This is a genomic window from Shimia sp. Alg240-R146, from assembly GCF_947331465.1.
In the GTDB taxonomy this organism is placed as follows: Bacteria; Pseudomonadota; Alphaproteobacteria; order Rhodobacterales; family Rhodobacteraceae; genus Shimia.
The window spans coordinates 325,068-344,349 of record NZ_CAMZOK010000003.1; the positions used below are offsets into that span (position 1 = coordinate 325,068).

General features: G+C 55.6%; 13 protein-coding genes. 8 read left to right on the forward strand and 5 right to left on the reverse strand.

Translation table 11 applies throughout. The features are described 5' to 3' along the window. Nucleotides 1-29: 29 nt before the first annotated feature. Both pcaQ and PG871_RS17225 read left to right on the forward strand, forming a co-directional pair. Nucleotides 30-944 carry a pca operon transcription factor PcaQ gene (gene pcaQ, locus PG871_RS17220; RefSeq protein ID WP_270731565.1) on the forward strand — a complete coding sequence of 305 codons (915 nt, stop codon included), beginning with the start codon at nucleotides 30-32 and terminating at the stop codon, nucleotides 942-944. Nucleotides 945-1,135: 191 nt separating this feature from the next. Next, nucleotides 1,136-2,062 carry a carbohydrate kinase family protein gene (locus PG871_RS17225; protein ID WP_270731567.1) on the forward strand — a complete coding sequence of 309 codons (927 nt, stop codon included), beginning with the start codon at nucleotides 1,136-1,138 and terminating at the stop codon, nucleotides 2,060-2,062. Between the two features lie 9 nt (nucleotides 2,063-2,071). On the opposite strand, the gene PG871_RS17230 is transcribed toward PG871_RS17225, so the two are convergent. The 5 genes from PG871_RS17230 to PG871_RS17250 form a co-directional block, all read right to left on the reverse strand. After that, nucleotides 2,072-4,321 carry a response regulator gene (locus PG871_RS17230; RefSeq protein WP_270731569.1) on the reverse strand — a complete coding sequence of 750 codons (2,250 nt, stop codon included), beginning with the start codon at nucleotides 4,319-4,321 and terminating at the stop codon, nucleotides 2,072-2,074. A 189-nt stretch (nucleotides 4,322-4,510) separates the two neighbouring features. After that, nucleotides 4,511-6,058 carry a trimethylamine methyltransferase family protein gene (locus PG871_RS17235; RefSeq protein WP_270731572.1) on the reverse strand — a complete coding sequence of 516 codons (1,548 nt, stop codon included), beginning with the start codon at nucleotides 6,056-6,058 and terminating at the stop codon, nucleotides 4,511-4,513. Nucleotides 6,059-6,227: 169 nt separating this feature from the next. Then, complete coding sequence (locus tag PG871_RS17240; protein ID WP_270731574.1) at nucleotides 6,228-7,928, reverse strand: calcium-binding protein; 1,701 nt, start codon at nucleotides 7,926-7,928, stop codon at nucleotides 6,228-6,230. Nucleotides 7,929-8,447: 519 nt separating this feature from the next. After that, the gene (locus PG871_RS17245) at nucleotides 8,448-10,187 is read right to left on the reverse strand and encodes an alpha/beta fold hydrolase (RefSeq protein WP_270731577.1); all 1,740 of its coding nucleotides are present in this window, start codon (nucleotides 10,185-10,187) and stop codon (nucleotides 8,448-8,450) included. Between the two features lie 293 nt (nucleotides 10,188-10,480). Beyond that, complete coding sequence (locus tag PG871_RS17250) at nucleotides 10,481-11,350, reverse strand: LysR family transcriptional regulator (RefSeq protein WP_270731579.1); 870 nt, start codon at nucleotides 11,348-11,350, stop codon at nucleotides 10,481-10,483. A gap of 116 nt (nucleotides 11,351-11,466) precedes the next feature. On the opposite strand from PG871_RS17250, the gene PG871_RS17255 reads away from it, so the two are divergent. Genes PG871_RS17255 through PG871_RS17280 form a run of 6 tightly spaced genes read left to right on the forward strand, consistent with a single transcriptional unit; the run spans nucleotide 11,467 to nucleotide 19,119 of the window. Further along, nucleotides 11,467-12,918 carry an aldehyde dehydrogenase family protein gene (locus PG871_RS17255; RefSeq protein ID WP_270731583.1) on the forward strand — a complete coding sequence of 484 codons (1,452 nt, stop codon included), beginning with the start codon at nucleotides 11,467-11,469 and terminating at the stop codon, nucleotides 12,916-12,918. Further along, complete coding sequence (locus PG871_RS17260; protein ID WP_270731586.1) at nucleotides 12,918-13,895, forward strand: membrane dipeptidase; 978 nt, start codon at nucleotides 12,918-12,920, stop codon at nucleotides 13,893-13,895. Before PG871_RS17255 ends, PG871_RS17260 begins: the two co-directional genes overlap by 1 nt. Continuing rightward, nucleotides 13,892-15,577, forward strand: a complete 1,686-nt coding sequence (locus PG871_RS17265; RefSeq protein ID WP_270731588.1) for a hypothetical protein — start codon at nucleotides 13,892-13,894, stop codon at nucleotides 15,575-15,577. The genes PG871_RS17260 and PG871_RS17265 overlap by 4 nt, the downstream gene beginning before the upstream one ends. A 2-nt stretch (nucleotides 15,578-15,579) precedes the next feature. Next, entirely contained in the window at nucleotides 15,580-16,200 is a 621-nt protein-coding gene (locus PG871_RS17270; protein ID WP_270731591.1) for a DUF3726 domain-containing protein, read from the forward strand. Nucleotides 16,201-16,212: 12 nt separating this feature from the next. After that, nucleotides 16,213-17,223, forward strand: a complete 1,011-nt coding sequence (locus PG871_RS17275) for an Ldh family oxidoreductase (protein WP_270731592.1) — start codon at nucleotides 16,213-16,215, stop codon at nucleotides 17,221-17,223. Between the two features lie 60 nt (nucleotides 17,224-17,283). Continuing rightward, the gene (locus tag PG871_RS17280; RefSeq protein WP_270731595.1) at nucleotides 17,284-19,119 is read left to right on the forward strand and encodes a BCCT family transporter; all 1,836 of its coding nucleotides are present in this window, start codon (nucleotides 17,284-17,286) and stop codon (nucleotides 19,117-19,119) included. Nucleotides 19,120-19,282 lie beyond the last annotated feature (163 nt).

Genomic DNA, 19,282 nt, shown 5'->3' on the forward strand with positions numbered 1-19,282 from the left:
TTTAACTTTCTGTTTTTGGAAATCATCTGATGATTGATCGACGTATCAAGTTCCGTCACATTCAGTGTTTTGTTGAGATCGTCCGCCACAAGAGCATGAAGCGAGCGGCAGAGCATCTCTTTCTGACGCAACCGTCTATCTCCAAGACCCTCAAAGAACTGGAAGACATCATCGGCTCAGAGCTCTTGGTGCGCAATCGTGGTGGCATTTCACTGACCCGTCAGGGAGAAGTCTTTCTGCATTTTTCTGAAATGAGCGTCGCTGCGCTGCAACAAGGGTTGGACGGCGTTGAGCAGATTGGCAAAGACGGCAAGGTCACCCTTTCGGTCGGCGCCTTGCCCAGTGTCGCAGCCCGCCTTATGCCAGATGTCGCACAGGAATTTGCCGCCCTCGCTCCGGGTATCACGTTGCACATCGTGGACGGACCACACGGATATCTAATCGATCTTCTGCGCCATGGCAGCCTTGATCTGGTGATCGGTCGCTTGGGGCAACCCGACATGATGAAGGGCGTTTCCTTCACCCAGCTTTACGATGAATATGTCGAATTTGTCGTCCGCAAAGGTCATCCCATGGAAGGCAACACTGATATGCGGCGCATCAGCGATTGGCCCGTTGTTTTTCCGCCTGAAGCGTCGGCAATCAGACCCTTGGTGGAACGTGTTCTCATTGCGCATGGCGTGGGCGAGTTAGAAACTCGGATTGAAACCGTATCCGGCGCGTTCGGGCGCAACTATGCGCGCGACCACGATGCGGTCTGGATCATCTCGACGGGTGTGATTGACAAAGAGGTCACAGATGGCACGTTGGTGAGGCTACCGTTTGACACATCGCTTACCAAAGGGCCGGTTGGGCTGATGGCGCGCCCCGACAACCAGCCGTCTCCCGCCGAACATGTGTTTCGCATTGCGGTCAACACAGTGATCAAACGTCTGAACGTCTAGCGCGGGCCCAAACCCATGGTGCCTCCTCATGGCGTCCGTTTTCTCGATCCGAAAGCCGTCTCTCTGTTCGCGCCGCCCGGATAAAGTCCGTTATCCACGCCATCTCAATTGACCGTCTCTACGGACCGTGTAAACCTGCCCGTTCTCGTTCACTCTGTGCCTGTGAGGCGCCCCAATTGAAAGCTCACGCCATGATCCTTTGCTGCGGCGAAGCCCTGATCGACATGATCCCGACTGCCACAACACAAGGCCAAACGGCCTTTGTTCCACATAGTGGCGGCTCGGTTTTTAACACGGCCATCGCATTGGGGCGTTTGAATGTGCCAACCGGCTTTCTTAGCGGTGTCAGCACCGACACCTTTGGGCAACAGCTCTGCGCTGATCTGGCTGCCAGCAACGTGTCCTCCGAGCATCTGATCCGAAGCGACAAGTTGACAACTCTGGCAATTGTCCACCTCAAGGATGGCAGTGCGACGTATTCCTTCTACGACGACAACTCTGCCGGCCGAATGATTTCACCCAAAGAATTGCCACAGCTTTCAAGCGACGTTCAGGCGCTATACTTTGGCGGCATCAGCCTCGCGGCAGAGCCAGCCGCGGACACATATGCAAGCTTGTTAGCCCGGGAAGGTCAAAACCGGTTGGTGATGCTTGATCCAAATATTCGCCCCGATTTCATCAAAGACGAAGCTCGATATCGTGACCGTTTGACCGCAATGTTTAAGCACACCGACATTGTAAAAACGTCTGATGAAGACCTCGATTGGCTGATCCCCGATCAGCCCGATCTGGACACACAGGTCGCAGCACTTCTGTCCAAAGGTCCCAAGGTTGTCATTGTCACGAAGGGCGCTGAAGGTGCGACGGCTTTTACCCGGCATGGAAAAACCAGCGTACCGGCGCCGTCTGTTGACGTGTGCGACACTGTTGGAGCCGGTGACACGTTTAATGCCGGTTTCTTGGCAGGCTTGGCAGACCTGGGATCCCTGACGCCCGACGAAGACAGGCTGACATCGCAGGACTGTCTCGTACCGGCGCTGGCCTTTGGTGCGGCAGTCGCAGCCCACACCGTCAGCCGCGCTGGGGCAAACCCGCCTTGGCGCCACGAGATGTCCTAACCTCCCGCCTCAGGCCGCGTCCGAACGTTTCGCTTTGACGCCTTGAAAGGCCGCAATCCAGGAAAGGAATTCTGTTTTTCGGATCGGCTTTGTCAAAAAGTCGTCCATGCCGGCCTGCAAACAAGCCTGCTTCTCCTCATCAAACGCGTGCGCTGTCAGAGCTACAATTCTAGGCTGCGGCATTGCCAGCTTTCGTATCTCCTGCGTGGCCTCGATCCCGCCCATGCGCGGCATCGACATATCCATGAACACAAGATCGAACCCGCCATTCGCAGCTTTTTCCAATCCGTCCAAGCCGTCCACGGCATACGCGACCTCAACAGGTTGATCTTTCAGGTATTTACTCAACAGAAAGCGATTGGTTTTGTTGTCCTCGACGATCAATATTGAAAGCCCGCTGTCCAACCTGATCTGCCCTTCATTCTCCGATGTTTGGATCGTCGGCAGCGGTGCCTCCGTTGTCCGCTCGACCAATTCTACAGGAACCCGAACAGCAAAAGTCGACCCAGCGCCAAGTTCCGAAATCACACTGATCTCGCCGCCCATGGCCTCCACGATGTGGCTTGAGATCGACAATCCAAGACCGCTGCCACCGAACCGGCGCGTCGTTGACTCTTCGGCCTGTGTGAAATGATCAAATATCCGATCCAGCTTGTCTTGCGCGATTCCGATCCCGGTGTCCTGCACCTCAAAACACATCCCACCTTGCGAATCCGCAAACAACCGCAGCGACACGCCACCCGTTTCGGTGAATTTGATCGCATTTCCGATAATGTTCGTTGCCACTTGCCGGATTCGCCCGTCGTCTGCCCACACCCTGTCCGGTAGATCGGGCGATACGATTAGATCGAACGTCAGGTCCTTTGCGCGTGCCATAGGGGTTAGCAAATCCACTGTTTCCCGAAAACAAGCCTCCGGCGAAAAGGCCACGGGGTGCATTTCCATGCGGCCGGCATCCAATTTCGACAAATCGAGAATGTCATTGATAATTGCCATCAAAGACAATGAAGAACCGCGAATGGTATCCGCAAATCTGCGTTGTTCATCGTCCAGTTCAGTCTCTGCCAGCAAATCCGCCATGCCCATCACGCCGCTTAACGGCGTGCGGATTTCATGACTCATATTGGCGAGAAACTCTGCCTTCGCTTTGGCCCCGGCCTCAGCCAACGCCCGCGCTTCATCCCTTTCACGCGCGAACTTCCGCGCCTCTGTCACATCGCGCTCGATGGTCACAAAGAACTCAATCTCTCCATCTTCATCGCGGATCGGAAACAGGTTCACATCTACCCAAAACGGGGTGGAATCCTTGTGCAAGCTTTGCACTTCACCGCGAAATGGCACCCCTTCCTTTACCGCGCGATCTATCGAATCATCTGCAAGCAACTCCGGGACGTTCTGGGTTAGCAATTCGGCGACGCTCTGACCGATCGCCTCCTTGGACGTATACCCTGTGCCACGCTCAAACGCTTCGTTCACCCAAACAATGCGACGCTGTGTATCGGTGATGATAACCGTGTCGTTTGCTTTTTGTGTCACCTGAGACAGACGCCGCATTTCCGCTTGCTGGCGCGCCATATGTGCGTTCGCCAACTTCAAATCTTCCCGACTGCGCAACAGCGCGCGGTTGATATTATGGTTAATCACACCCGCCTTTGAAAACGTATAGAGCATGTAGATCATGCACCCCAGCAACATCACTGTGGCCGGATTTGTAAAGGTGTCGAGCTCCCAAGTTCCGGACAAAGCCCGTTCAACCAAAAGCATCACGCCCGGCGTTATGCCGTGAATCGTCAGACGGGCTGCTCCGACAGCAAGGTTTTGCGGCAACACCATTGCAGCGTTTACCGCACCCAACCCGAGACACCCAATCACAAATATGACGTCAGGGTTTTCAACGGTAAAAAAGTATAAGGCCGGCGCAAGGGCAAATCCAACCCCTTGAGCAACCCCTCCGATCAAAGCGATCTTTTGCGCTTTGCGCACTTGCCCAGCCAGCGACAATGGGTGTGCGTAGCGCGCCAACAGAAACACATCCAGAAGGTCGGATACCACCAACAAAGCAAATGCGGCGAGGCTCAACGGAAGCCCAATCGCGCTATAGGCCACTACACAACCAAAGACGTACAGAAACATACGCACTCGAGTGCGTTTCACCCTGTCCTTGACATAGTCGTCCAGTCGTTCCTTTTCGCGCCGTGTTGCAGCAATGGCATCTTGAACGGAACGCGGGGCGCCATCTGAGGAAATCTGAGAGCTCATGTCGGTCTAAGTCGCTTGTGCGTTGCGGGTACTCAGAATGTTGTGACTCTCGGCGGGTTTACATTTGGTTCACAGCCGACAAAAATCATCCGGTCAAAGTGCTTCAAATGCCCCTAATTTTCACTTCTAAGATCTTCTTCAAGCCGTCAACTGACGCAAAATGTCGGCTCCGACACACAGGTTGACCGTTTAAAATTCCTGATTGAGAGCGTCCGCCGCAGGGATTTCACGCTCCCGACGCGCAATATAGTCCAAAAGCGCGTCATTGACGCCCGAATCCAGCCTCGGCTCTTCATACGCTTGCAACAACTGTCGCGCGCGTCCAAGCGCGCGTTCGGTGATCTCAACGCCCCCTTCGGCCTGCCACTGTTCGATCGAATTGTTATCAAACAGTTCCGGCATAAAGAACGCGCTCTGGAAATTGTCCTGTGTATGCGGATGGCCCAGATAATGTCCTCCTGGCCCAACATCCGGCACCGCGGCCAGCGCCTCGTCAAAATCGTCCCACTTCACACCCTCAGCCATGCGGTAGGCCATAGCGCATTGCTCAGCGTCCACGATGAATTTTGCCACTGAACAATGCATACCTGCCTCATTCCAGCCGGCGCTGTGCCAGATGTAATTCGCCCCCGCATGCATCACAGAACTTAGCGTTGTGGCGCTTTCATATCCCGCTTGCGCATCAAAAGTTTTGGCCCCACCCAACGTGTTCGATGTCCGCCACGGAACGCCATAATACCGCGCCATTTGACCAATCATAAAGTTCATCAGGCTGATTTCCGGCGTCCCCGCCATCGGCGCGCCACTCTTCATACTGACTGTCGACAAATAATGCCCATAGATCGCCGGACATCCCTCGCGAATGACCTGCGTATAGGCCAGCGCGCTCAGCGCTTCGGCATTGAGCTGCGCAACCGAGGCCGCAACGCTTGCGGGCGTATTTGCCCCGCCCAACACAAAAGGCGAACACAACACAGGTTGATTGCGCCGACAAAACGCCCGCATCGCGCCCAACATGGTTTCATCCCACACCAACGGGCTATTGCCGTTGCAATTGCCGGTCGTCACCGCGTTCTCTTCGATGAAGTCCTCACCAAAAAGGATCGCGCACATGTCCAACACATCCTCGGCGTTCTTTGGACTCGTCGTCATACCCATGAACATCTTGTCGGAAAACTTCATCGACGAATAAGTGATGCGCAGATGTCTCTGGCTGATTGGATGATCGTACGGCTCCACAATATGATGCGCGGAACTGTGCAGCGCTGGCATCATGTGGCTCAGCTTGTGAAACATCGCCAAATCATCAAGCATTGGATTACGCCGCACATCATCAAGATCACGCAAAAACGGCGCTCCGGTCATCGGCACAAATACCGATTTATTGCCACCCAAGTCCACATTGTTGGCCGGATTGCGCGCGTGATAGGTGAACGTCGCAGGGATCGTCGCAATCAACTCGCGCACCAAACCGCGATCCAGATACACGGTGTCCCCGACAACCTTGGCGCCAGCCTTTCGCCAATCCGCAAGTGCGATGTCATCGCGAAACACGACACCGACATTTTCCAGAATATCCATCGAGGCCGCGTCAATCCGTTCCACCTGCGATCCGTCCATAACCTCGCAAACCGGGAGCCGATTGGTCAGCCCTGGCAACATAGTGAAATCAAAAGCGGTCCGCGCAGCACGACGGGCGCTCCGTCCGCCAGACCGGCGACGTGTGTCCAAAGCCATTTGGCCTCTCCTTCAACGTAAGTGTGTTAATGGGAGGCTATCGGCCAAAGCGGCATGTGTTTTCCCTGTTTACGAACTGGGGATGCAAGAAACGACATCGCCCCGAAAGGCGTTACAAACAAAAACGGGCCTCGAAAGGCCCGCCTCCTATTCATGGCAATGCGCCCGATCAGAAGATAAAATCGTTTGCGCCCAGATCAGAAAGGTCAACGCCAACCAGCGTCACTGTGTTGCCGACGCTCGTTTCGATCACCACATTACCACCTGCGTCAGACAGAATGTGGTTGGACAGCAAGTCGGTGAAGTCAGTGATCTCTGATACGGCAGAGAAGTCGATGTCTTCGTTGCCGTTGGCGGCGTTGAAGTCGGTGATCGTGTCGTCACCGTGGCCATCCGCAAAGACAAATGTGTCCGCGTTGCTTCCGCCAGTTAGCACGTCGTCACCGACGCCGCCTTCCAACGTGTCATAACCGCCACCACCGTAAAGCGTGTCATTGTCACCACCGCCACGAAGCAAGTCATTTCCGGCCTCACCCCAGGCTTTGTCGTCACCAGCGCCACCTGTGAAGGTGTCGTTTCCGGTGCCGCCCCAGAAACGGTCGTGGCCATTGCCGCCTTCTCCGCTGTCCTCGCCCGCGCCGCCGAACAAACGGTCCTGACCGCCACCGCCCAAAAGCAAGTCATTGCCATCCCGACCCAGCAGCGTGTCGGCATATGTGCCGCCGTCGAGGCGGTCGTCGCCGTCTCCGCCATCCAGATAGTCGCTGAGATTGCCGCCAATCAACGTGTCATTGCCCGTGTCGCCATAGAGCCTGTCGTTGCCGCCATTGCCGCGTAGCAGATCGTTGCCCGTGCCGCCAAACAATATGTCTTCGCCAAAATCACCAAACAAGGTGTCCCTGCCATTGCCGCCAAGCAGCCGGTCGTTGTCAGATCCGCCTTCCAGACGGTCAGCATCAGCACCGCCAATCAGCGTGTCGTTGCCAACACCGCCCAGCAAAGTGTCCTCGCCGGCATTACCCAGCAAGCTGTCGCGGCCATTGAGGCCACGGATAAAGTCGTTGCCTGCTAGCCCATCGATGGTGTCCGGGTCGGAAGTGCCTTCGATGGTGTCATCTCCAGTCGTGGGATCTGACGTTTGCCCCAACAACTCGGCAACGGTCAGCGTACCATCTGAGAACTGGAAATATTCGACGTTGTGATACACGTCTGTGCCGTATGAAGAAACGATCTGAACCGAGCCGTTCCCCAAATCCGTCACCGACGCGCCGTTACGTGTGATGTCGAGCACAGCCGTATCGTTGCCGGTACCCCCATCGATCAAGTCGTTGCCATAACCGCCATCGATCGTGTCATCACCCTCGTCGCCATAAAGAGTGTCGTTGCCGCCTCGTCCGAAGAAAGTGTCGTTGCCGGCAAAACCACGCCATTGGTCTGCATCTTGGCTCATGGTGAATTCATCATCAGACCCAAGAATGCCGGCGAAGATGGCCATATCGTCCGCGCTCGACAATGTCTGCATCGCAGAATAAAACGCGGCGGCGTCCAACTCGATTCCGAAGAAGCCCCACTCAACCCCGTTCGGACCGAACTCGGTCAAAATCGAGGCCGTGCCGGAAGGCTGACCGCCGGACAAGCTTAGGCTGTCTCCATCAAGCGTTAAGTCGTACAGAATCGGATGGTATTCTTCGCCGTCGAAGTACCAGCCGTCTTCCCAAGCCAAAATGATTGCATCAACGATGACATGCCCTTCGAGCGTATAATTGATGTTGTCCTCTAATACCGGGCCGCTGTCGCGATCTGCCCAAAACATGTACAGGCTGTAGAAAGAGTTAATGTTGAAGCCGATGTCCGTGAAAAATGTGGCCATTGCTGCGTTCCCTCGTAGTGTTTTCCCAGTTTTTGGCTAAAATGGGAGAGGAATTCTGTAAAGTTTCTTTTAGCGAATGGTAAATTTTTTTATCGTTTAAAATTATAGTGATAATCTAAAAACTCGCGATGCAAATGGGCAGCGAAACCTCATATTCGCCCAATATTCAGGCATAATAATCAGACCGAACAAAACCGCCAATTTCAACCGCCAATTCTTACCACCCTAGGTCTCCAAAAATTACACGATATTGATTTTCCAGGCCTGTCGCGAAGAATTCGCAGTGCGAATTGAACCCCTTAAATTGGCAGCCAGTGTGTTCTCAGAGGCACAATTCAAGTACAAAATACCGACGCCTAATTTTATCTCTCGGAATTTTGGAATTGGGCCGCAATTCAGCGCACGCCTGAACGGAATTCTTTAAAGGGCAATTTGTCGTCAGAACTGGTGTCGCACCCGACGCGATATTCGCCACAGACACTGCGCTAAAATTTGCACATGTCCCGCTTGATCAAGTGTTCACTCCCCAACAAACGGGGCCAAGGCCTCAATACTGTCCATCCAATAACGGAAGAAAAGCAGTTGGCCGGCGTCCTCGTAGACACGGAACTCTATCCAGTCGTAGTCGCGCTGGAACTCTTCCAACGTTTCCTGCGGCACCATCGGATCCTGAAGGCCATTCATGAAGGTGATGGGGATCTGGTTGCGCAAAGATTCTAGGTCGTCACGCCAGTCGCCAAACATGCCACCCGTGAGGATGCGTGAAAACGCCTCGTGAGCCGAATGTTCCTTGGAAAGCGACACCTCGGAACCAACCGCCAAGGCTTCAAACACCTCAGGGATTTCAAATGTTGCGACATCGGCCTCCGAGGCGCCATAAACTGCATTCAAAAACCCGTGTTTGCCGATCCGGCGGGCCAGAAAGAATCCGGACTTCACCATGAACGGCAAAAGATGCGGCGTGTATTTCGCGCCGGCCATAATAAACCGATGCCATTTGTCCATCCTCTCGTACGCTTCGCGATCTCTCAACGGCAACGCTCCGGCTGTGCAAACAAGCGCTGTAAATCTGTCAGGGAAGTGCCGTGCAAATTGCACCGCGTAATAGGATTCCGCCGCCAGCGTCAGCAACGGACAGCGCTTCACGCCTTCGGCGTCAAGGATCGCGACAACATCTTCAAGCATTACCTGATCATAGTTTTGGCTTCGGGGCAGCGGATCGGAAAACCCGTATCCCGCACGTATAGGAACAATGATCCGCCATCCGCGTTTGCGTGCTTCAGCCTCTGCCGACGCAGGCCACCGCGTCAGACCATAGGTCAAAGGTAAATACAGAACCGCGGGACCCTGCGAAGCGCCTAAGACCAGATAGTCCAGCCGCCTTCCATCAGGGCGAGTCAGAGTCTGGAACTTCCGCGGCTCAAGGGAGGCCCCGCCACCGCTGGGCGGCTGCGAGGTATCTGACGCCGCCAAAGCCGGGCTCGCCATGTCCACCACCGACAACGCGAGACGGACAAGATCGACCTGAGACCGGGTTTCGGTCTTGGACATGATTGTCTTGATTTGCGACCGGATCGTGTCCACCGAGCGTCCGCGGCGCGCACCAATCTCCGCAAGGGAGCCACATTCAACCAACCCGCAAAGCACCTCAGCTTCGGCACGGGTCAGGTCAAACGCGTCGCGCAGAACCTCTTTTCCGTCAGCCGGGAAAAACAACTCGTTCGCGGCGGCCAGAACCATTGGCGTGCCTTCCGCCGTCTGGCATCTTTGCAATCGCAAGATCAGGAATTTTCGCTCTTCTTGCGCAGGAATGCGCAGGATGGCTGTCGACTCGCCCTTGCCGGACAAAAGCCCCGTCACTGCATTGCGCAGAACCGACGCTTCCGCGTCCATTTCGGTAAGCTGACGCATCGGGGCGCCCTCTGCGATCCCGAAAGCTGCCCGCGCCGCGGCATTGGCCGCTTTTACACGCATAGTTTCGTCCACCAAAAAGGCCGGCACACGATTGAAAGGCTTCAGGATTTGGTCAAGTTCATCATGTACATCAGAGTTTTCCACGTGATCCAGAAACCTGCTGGCCCTTTGGAAGTGACTCGTGATGACATGGTCGTCCATCAAGTGCGGCGACGCAAAATCCGCATCGCTTCGCAGCGGTCCCATTGCGTCTTCCCAAAGATCAAGAAGTGCTTCGTACCGGGTTGGGTCTAGCGCCACATCATACAGTCGCTCGATCGCTGCATCCCAGGTTTGCTCGGGCAAAGAAGAGCGCGGCTTCTTCGTCTCTAGGCCATGACCATCCGCCATTAAATTTCACAATCAGCTAAGAATTCAAATACAAAAAGTCTGAGGAATAATTTTCTCACAGTCACCATTTTCTAAGGTGGATCAAGTCATAATTTCTCTACTTGAAGTCTTCAAAAGACACCTAAAAGCGCCGCGAAAAATTCTGCCGGCGGAAGGGCTCTTTTACGTGAAAATTTCTACCGCCGACATGTCTATCCCCACTGCGGGCCGCTCCTCATAAGAAACTCACCGCGACGCGCAAGCCTCTCTCACGTCCAGTCGGACTGTAGGAGCAATTTGGAAAAATCTTCCAACACCTTTGGAAACCGCGCGCGCTGACTAATGAGCAACGACACGGTCCGCCTGTCATTCAATCCATCAATCGCACGAAAGTTTAGCTTTCCTGACAAATTATAGGCCACACTTTTCGGCAGAATAGTGACCCAGTTGTTGGTCTGCGCCATGGCAATCAGCGAGTGTGTGTTGTGGACAGTCAGCTTGGCGTCGGCCAACGCGTTCCTAACGTCCGCCAAGTCTATGTGCCCGCAGAGCTTGTTACTCATAAACGGGTATTTGAACACCTCATGAAGGGTAGGAGGTGTTTGCTGAAGCGCCAACGGATGCTCAGCCCCACACAACAACCCGAATGTGTCCTCAAAAAGGGTGACGCATTCGACATCGTTTAACGATTGGTTGCCTGATGCAATTCCGATATCCGCTTTTCCGTTCAAAAGCGCCTCAGCGACCATGGCACTGTCCATGTCTCTCAATTCGACTTTAAGGTGCGGGTGCAAATCCATCAGTGACGCAATGGACCGGGGCAATGCCAACCCCGCTGCCGAAGGGATTGACGCCACCTTGAGCAAACCCTGCGGTGCATTGGCTGCATTTTCAATCGAGGTCACCGTATCGTCGAATTGCCGCAGCTGTACCTGCGCGAGACGAAAAACCTCCAAGCCCAGCGGCGTGAGCTTGTTTTTTCGATCAGTCTCAAAAAGCCGCGCGCCGAGATGGGCCTCCAATTGCTTCAACGACATTGAAAGCGCCGATGGCGTGCGCCCTAGCCTTGCAGCCGCTTCTGACAAATTTCCTAACTGAGCGACGGTGCTAAAGCATCGCAACGTATCAATTTTCATCATGGCTTCAATTTTTCTGTAATTGAGTTCAGATATTTAAGTTTGACTGAGGTCGGGCAAGAAGTCCACGGTGACTCAACAATCTGAGGTCTTTGCGGCCTGCACTGGGGGAACACTGTATGTCGGATATCAATCGCAATTTTGTTGCTGGCGAATGGGCAAGCGGCGCGCAAGAAATCGAAAATCGCAACCCCTCAGACACCACCGATCTTATTGGTCTTTTTGCACAAGCCGATCTTGATCAGCTCGACGCGACGCTCGACCAAGCCTGCAAAGCACAGGCTGAATGGTCGGCCTATGGCATGGAACGCAAACAAGCGGTCCTGATGAACATCGGTAATGAATTGATGCAACGCGCCGAAGACCTCGGCCGCCTGCTTAGTCGCGAAGAAGGCAAACCACTTGCCGAGGGGCGCGGCGAGGTTTTTCGCGCCGGTCAGTTTTTCACCTACTACGCGGCCGAGTGTTTGCGCCAATTGGGTGAGAACGCGGACAGCGTACGCGACGGGGTCGAGATCGATGTGCGACGGGAACCCGTTGGTGTGGTCGCCGTTGTCTCTCCATGGAACTTCCCGACGGCGACGGCTTCTTGGAAAATTGCTCCCGCGCTGTGCTACGGAAATGCGGTGGTTTGGAAGCCTGCCAACATCACGCCCGCCTCCGCCGTTGCATTGACCGAAATCATTGCGCGACAAGACATTCCAAAGGGGCTGTTTTCTCTGGTGATGGGCGCTGGCAGCACCATTGGCCAACGTCTTGTTGAACACCCGTCTGTTGACGCCATTTCCTTTACCGGATCCGTTCCGGTCGGCAAGGGCATTGCCACGGCCGCCATTCAGAACCTCACCAAAGTTCAAATGGAAATGGGTTCCAAAAATGCGCTGGCGGTCATGGACGATGGCGATCTGGATCTTGCGGTTTCTGTCGCGCTTGGTGGGGCTTTTGGCGGCACTGGCCAAAAGTGCACGGCGTCCTCCCGCCTTGTCGTCCACGCCGCGGTCCACGACGCCTTCGTCGAAAAACTGGTGGCTGGGGCGCAAGCTATGAAAGTGGGGCATGCGCTGCACGACGGGACTCAAATTGGACCCGTGGTCAGCGCCCAACAATTCAAAGAAAACCTCGACTATGTTGCGTTGGGGCAGTCTGAAGGAGCAGAACTCGCCTGCGGGGGCGCGCGTTTGGATATGCCTCATGACGGGTTTTATATGTCCCCCGGCATCTTTTTGAACACCACCAACGACATGCGCATCAACCGCGAGGAAATGTTTGCACCGCTGGCAGCTGTGATCAAAGTCGACAGCTACGACCAAGCACTTGCGACGGTCAATGACACCAACTTCGGGCTCACATCCGGCATTGTGACGCGCGATCTTGCACGGGCGACTCATTTCAGGCGCAATGCCCGCACCGGCGTCGTGACGGTCAACCTTCCGACCGCTGGCACCGACTACCACGTGCCCTTTGGCGGACGCGGCGACAGTTCTTACGGCCCTCGCGAACAGGGCAAATCCGCGGCAGAGTTCTACACAACCGTAAAGACAGCCTACATCAGCGCCGGGGTGCCTGCCTGATGCGCATAGACGGTCTGCAATACGCCAATTGGTCCGAAAAAATATTTCACCAACTGCGCGAAGGCGGCGTGGACGCGATCCATGTGACCATCGCCTATCATGAGACCTTTCGCGAAACCGTCCTGAACTTTGAGCGCTGGAACCGCTGGTTTGAGCTGCACAGCGATCTGATCATGAAGGGCACAACCGCGCGGGATATCGACACGGCGCGCGCGACAGGCCGCACGGCGGTTTTCTTTGGATTTCAGAATCCCAGCCCGATGGAGGACGACATCGGCTTGATTGAGATCCTGCACACTTTGGGTGCGCGGTTCATGCAGCTGACCTACAACAACCAATCCCTGCTCGCGACGGGATGCTACGAGGACAGGGACACCGGCATCACCCGCATGGGCAAGCAAGTCATCAAAGAGATGAACCGCGTCGGTCTCGTAATCGACATGAGCCATTCAGCAGACCGCTCCACGATAGAAGCCGCCGATATGTCCGAGCGCCCCATCGCCATCACCCACGCCAATCTGTTTGAATGGTCGCCAGCCCTGCGCAACAAAAAGGACGATGTGATCCGCGCCGTGACCCAGAACGGCGGCATGCTGGGCTTTTCGCTTTACCCTCATCATCTCAAGGACAAATCCGCCTGCTCCCTTCAGAGCTTCTGCGAAATGATCGCCCGCGCGGCTGATGCCTACGGCGTCGCGCATTTGGGAATTGGATCGGATTTGTGCCAGGATCAGCCCGACAGCATCGTGGAATGGATGCGTACCGGGCGCTGGAGCAAGGAAATTGATTTTGGCGAAGGCTCCGCAGCTGCACCAGGATTTCCCGCAATGCCAAGCTGGTTTCAGGACAACAGGGACTTTGGCAATCTCGAAACCGGCTTGCGGGACGTTGGTATGAACAGCGAAGAGGTTGCCGCGGTAATGGGCGGCAACTGGTACCGCTTCTTTGACGAAAACTTCGGCCCGCAGGCGCCATGAGCAGCATCCGTCCACATATCACCAGACGCCCCCCGTCAAAGGTCATGCGGCTGGAACGGCTTGGCTCTCTGCACCAGTGCCGACTGAGTTTCATGCGGATTTTGATGCGGCGAATGGCCGAAGAGCACTGGCATTTCTCCCGTCCAGTGTTTGATATCGATGATACCGGCGTAGGGTGCGCCGTCTACACGGCCAAAGGCCCGAACCGCAGCTATTCCCTCGTTGCTTTTGCGCATGACCTTCCGGCCGAGATGCGCTCTGATCGCGTAATCGCCGAAGCCTGGGATGCGACATTTGCCATGTTTGACGGCGTTCCGACTGCTGGCGACATTGCTCGTCTAAAACAAAATGTCCCGCTGCAAGAAGCAGGCCGTATCTCCGAGAGTGAGCTGTCTCTGTCACGGGCCAACCGGTCTGTGCGCCTTTGGGAGCATGTCGTGTCGGCCTTAGCAGCCGGAAAACAACCCGACATGCACACCATCGAACAAGTCGGCTATTTAATGCGCACGACCGCCGTATACGGATCCGGAAAATTCGGCGCGGCTGACCGCGAAACAGTTTCTAAGCGAGCGGAATTGCACCCTCCCTTCCAAATTGAGATGTTGTCGGTCTATCTGACGCGAACCTTTGTGCGCGATCTGATTGAACACGCAGCCGAGGCCAAAGGGGGCACCAAAGCCGCAAAATTGGACACATCCCTCGCACGCGGTTTGGGGATAGGCAATTCCACCGGCTTGGGCATGGCACCTTTTGTGGTCAACCATCCGGTGCTGTTTAACAACTGGATCATGGCGCGGGAGGAAGCTATCTGCCGCGCACGTTCGGTGATATCGGCCAGCGACGAAGCCGTGCAAATCTTCTCTGACCGCCTCAAGCGCAGCGCGCTGTCCGTCTCTAAATGGGCCTCGGAACATCCAATCCAGATACAAAAGATTGACGCCCTACGTGATGATCTTCGTCGCCTCAATAAGCACGTTGAACAAATAGATTTTGCAAACGCGTATCCTTGGAATCAAATGATGATCTGGGCGGAGGTCAATCTAAGCTCAGAAGGCCAAGAGCTTTTGGCGTCGCTCATTCTGGAACCCTATCCGGAATTGGTTGATGGCCTCGCGGATTGCATGGCTGATGACGGCGCCGCGGTTTCCAGCATCGACGGCGCCATGCCGATTGGCGATGTGCGAAATCTCCTTGAGACATGCTTTGGCTGGGCGGCCGACCTTGACTGGCAGGATCCGAAAAACTGCGCGCGGGCTTGGTATGTGTCCGAAGAAAAGCTGGAACCACGTTTGGGCGAACGGTTCGAAGAACCGATTGCAGAATATGAGCAACCTTTGGCGCCGGCACGCGATGCCTCTCTTGCCATATCAGACCTCCAAGGCTGGGCGCCGACGGACACAGTCGCTGACTTTTTGCTCCGCCACCCCGAACATCGGCACACCGTGCGTCGCGCCCAACTCAGCCGGATCGCGCCCTACGGCGAAATTCGGGACAACACGATCTCCCACGACGTACTTCCAATCGACATGCTGCGCGCCAAGCTGTCGTTTTTTGGCGCCACCCACTTTGACCCACGCTCAGACCGTTGGGTTCGCATCTGCATGTTTGCGGGCGCCCCCTATCCCGAAGAGCTTTCGACGCTAAACGCGGACGATTGGGTGTATCCGGAAATGGCGCCATGAACATGTCCTTAAACGAGATCGAGGCCACTGCAAAAAAGGCCGCCCGCGGGGCTGGCCACACTTGGGGCATGGCCGAAGAAGCTGCCAAAGCGACGCGTTGGCTTTGCAGCCGTGGCATCGATGGATGTGGCAACCTTGCGCGGCTCCTCACCGCTGACGACGTTGAAACCGGAAGGTCTCTGACCCTTGAAACCGACACATTGCGATCAAAGGCCGGATCGTTATGCCCCCTGATCGCCGGCGCCTGCATCGCTGATCGGGCAGAGGTCCTTGGGTCGGTCGGCTGGAACTTTCAAAACGTGGCTAGCCCGATCATGCTGGTCCCGTTCGCTGCGCAAATAGCGGCGCGGACAGGGCAGCCCATTGCCTTGTCCGCATCGGATTTTTCAGCCGTGACAGACGGAGAGACCCTGACACTCAGCGGTGTATGGAAAGATCACGCGAACCGTCTCACCATCCAAATGACCAACGAAAAAGGGGCGTTCCCAAAAGTTTGCTCACGCGCCAACCCTGACAAGCGCGATTGGGAAACACTGCAATCATTGGCGCACCGAACATACGCACCTGCAACCGAAGCGTCGCGCCTCAAAGGTGCCGGAGCGGGGACAACTGACAACGACTAATCCGAGGAAATCATGATAGAAACCAAAACACTGAGCCTTGCCGAAATCGAAGATCTGAGCCTGCGCGCCCTCGTGGCCGCAGGGACGTCGGTTGAAAATGCAAGGCCATTGGCGGTGGCAACCGCAGCGACAGAGGCGGACGGAATTTCCAGCCACGGCCTTGCCTATATCCCGATCTATTGCGAGCACGTCCAATGTGGCAAAGTTGATGGCCAAGCCACGCCGCAGCTGCAGACCACAGCCCCATCGGTGATAACCGTCGATGCAGCCACAGGATTTGCTCACTCGGCCATTGGCTTGGGGTTTGATGCGTTAATCCCACTGGCGCGCAGTCAGGGTATCGCGGCGCTCGCGATCAAAAACAGCTACAATTGCGGCGTGCTTGGTTACCACACTCAACAACTCGCCAAAGCTGGTCTGCTTGGTCTTGGTTTCACCAACGCGCCTGCGTCGATTGCCCCCTCCGGCGGCTTCAAACCCGTCGTGGGAACCAACCCGTTCTCCGTTGCCGCCCCGGGCGAAGGCGGCGAACCCGCCGTATTGATTGATCAAAGCGCCAGCACCATCGCCAAAAGCGAGGTCATGAAACACGCCCGTGAAGGCAAACCCATTCCTGTGGGCTGGGCGCTGGATAGTGAAGGGCAGCCAACAACAGATCCGGCTGTTGGTCTCAAAGGCTCGATGGCGCCCTCTGGTGGCTACAAGGGTGTTGGCACGGCCTTGTTGGTTGAACTCATGGCAGTGGCCCTGACAGGCGCAACTTTGGGCATAGATGCCTCGCCGTTTTCCGGCACTGCAGGCGGTCCACCACGCACCGGGCAATTCTTCATCGCCATTGATCCAAAGGCCACATCAGGCGGCGAATTTGCGGCTTTGGTTTCCCGGCTTACGGACACAATTCACGCCCAAGACGGCGCAAGGCTTCCGGGCGATGGTCGCAACAAAAACCGCCTTCAGGCCCGCATAGATGGCGTGCCGGTGAACGTGGCTACGCTGGAAAGGATTCAAAACATTATCGGCTGACCTCGTGGTGAGAGGACGCAGGAACAGGCCGTGGGAATTTGACATACAGGGAGGAAACGCATGTCAATCAAACCACCGTTTACAGAGGTCGAGGTCAAAAGGGCCGCGTCCGGATTTTACGAAGGGCACAGCGTGGAAATCGCGCTGTTTTCCAAGGCAATTCTCGTCGGACTGGTGCTTTGGGCACTTGTTTGGCCGGCAAATGCTAACGGCGTTCTTGGCAGCTTGAACTGGAAGCTGCTGGAAAACTTTAACACGTTCTACATCATCATTGTTGGCATCTTTGCCTTCTTTCTCGTGGTGCTCGCCATCCTGCCCCAAACCGGCAAACGCATTATGGGACGACCTGGTGAAGGCACCGAGTTCTCTAACTTTTCTTGGTTTTCCATGATGTTTGGTGCAGGTCTTGGCGTCGGCCTTATGGTGTTCGCCACGGCTGAACCGCTCGGACTATGGGGCTCAAACCCTGTTGTGGTTGCAGGTGACGTAGCTGGCAACACCGAGGAGGCGCTTCAGTCGGCATACCGATACACCTTTGCGCACTACGGCTTTCATGCCTGGGCGATCTATGTGGTGACCGGGTTGTCGCTCGCTTACTATGCCTACACCCGCGGCATGCCACTCACGATCCGCTCGGCGCTTACCCCGCTGTTCGGCTCACTTATGAACGGCGTCTTTGGGCATGTGGTTGACGTGCTGGGCGTGGTGGCCACCATCCTTGGCGTCTCGGTGACAATTGGATTTGGTGTGTCTCAGTTCATTGACGGCATGTATGCGATCACTGGCATGACATGGATGATGGACATGTCTGGCGACACACCGGCACCCGGCACCGTCGGCTTGATTTCCGGCCTTTTTGTCATCATGGCCTTGTCCATTGTGTCTGCAGTTTCCGGCGTTGGCAAAGGGGTGAAGTATCTTTCCAACCTCAATTTGGTAATGTCGCTGATCCTGTTGTTCACCTTTGTGGTTTTTGGCTCTTTCATGTTTGCCATGACCACCTATGCAACGGCTTTGGTCGACTATCTGCTGCACTTCGTCTCGCTGAGTTTCGGTGCATTTGGCCCGCAATCTGCCAGCGGGTTTGCTGCGGCTCTGCCAAGCGAGGCGGCTCCGTTCGCGGACGCGCTCCGCGGTGGTGCCACCAATGCTTGGGGCTCATTTGATGGTTTCAAATCCGGACTTGAAGGGGACGCCGCGGCGCTATCTGACAGCGTGTTGCAAGCCGCTTATGCAGCTGGCGAACCTGGCCGCCAATTTGGATGGCAAGCCGGATGGACCACCTTTTATTGGGCTTGGTGGATCGCCTTTTCACCGTTTGTTGGTTTGTTCCTGGCGCGTATTTCGCGCGGTCGCACCGTGCGAGAGTTCATTGTTGGCTGCATGTTTGCCCCGGCACTCGTCTGTTTTGCCTGGATGACCATTCTTGGCGGCACAGCGATTGATCTGGAACTCACCGGTGGCGCAGAAGGGGCCATCATTGGCGCGTCTAATACTGCCAAACTGTTTGTCACCTTGGGTGAAATGCTGTCTGGCGGGTTGCTCAGTGCGATCACCGTGATGTGCGTTGTGCTCATCATGACCTTCTTGGTGACCTCAGCGGACTCCGGCATTCTGGTCATGAACACGATCATGTCCGGTGGTGATCAGGAAGTCGGCAACAAACACAAGGTGGTTTGGGGTGTCATCCTGACAGCTGTGATCGGAACCCTGCTCATAGCAGGCAAGACCAATGGCGGCGCCGATCCAATGGAGGCCCTCAAGAGCGCCATGATCATAGGAGCTTTGCCTTTCACTATGGTGATGGGGTTGATGTGCATCTCTTTGGCCAAGGCTCTGTTCCGGGATGGACAAAGGGACCGTCTCCAAAACGCTGAGCCAGCGGCTGGCGAATAAAATGTACTGCGCCGAACGGAGCATATCGCTTCGTTCGGCTGCTTTGAAAAACCGCGTTCATAGCGATCCATTCCACCAAAAATTGTAGTACCTGCTTGGGCCATCCCTTTTGCAGCAACCCCCTGAGGTCAACGGAAAGGGCGTGTTTTGTATCGACGTCCGC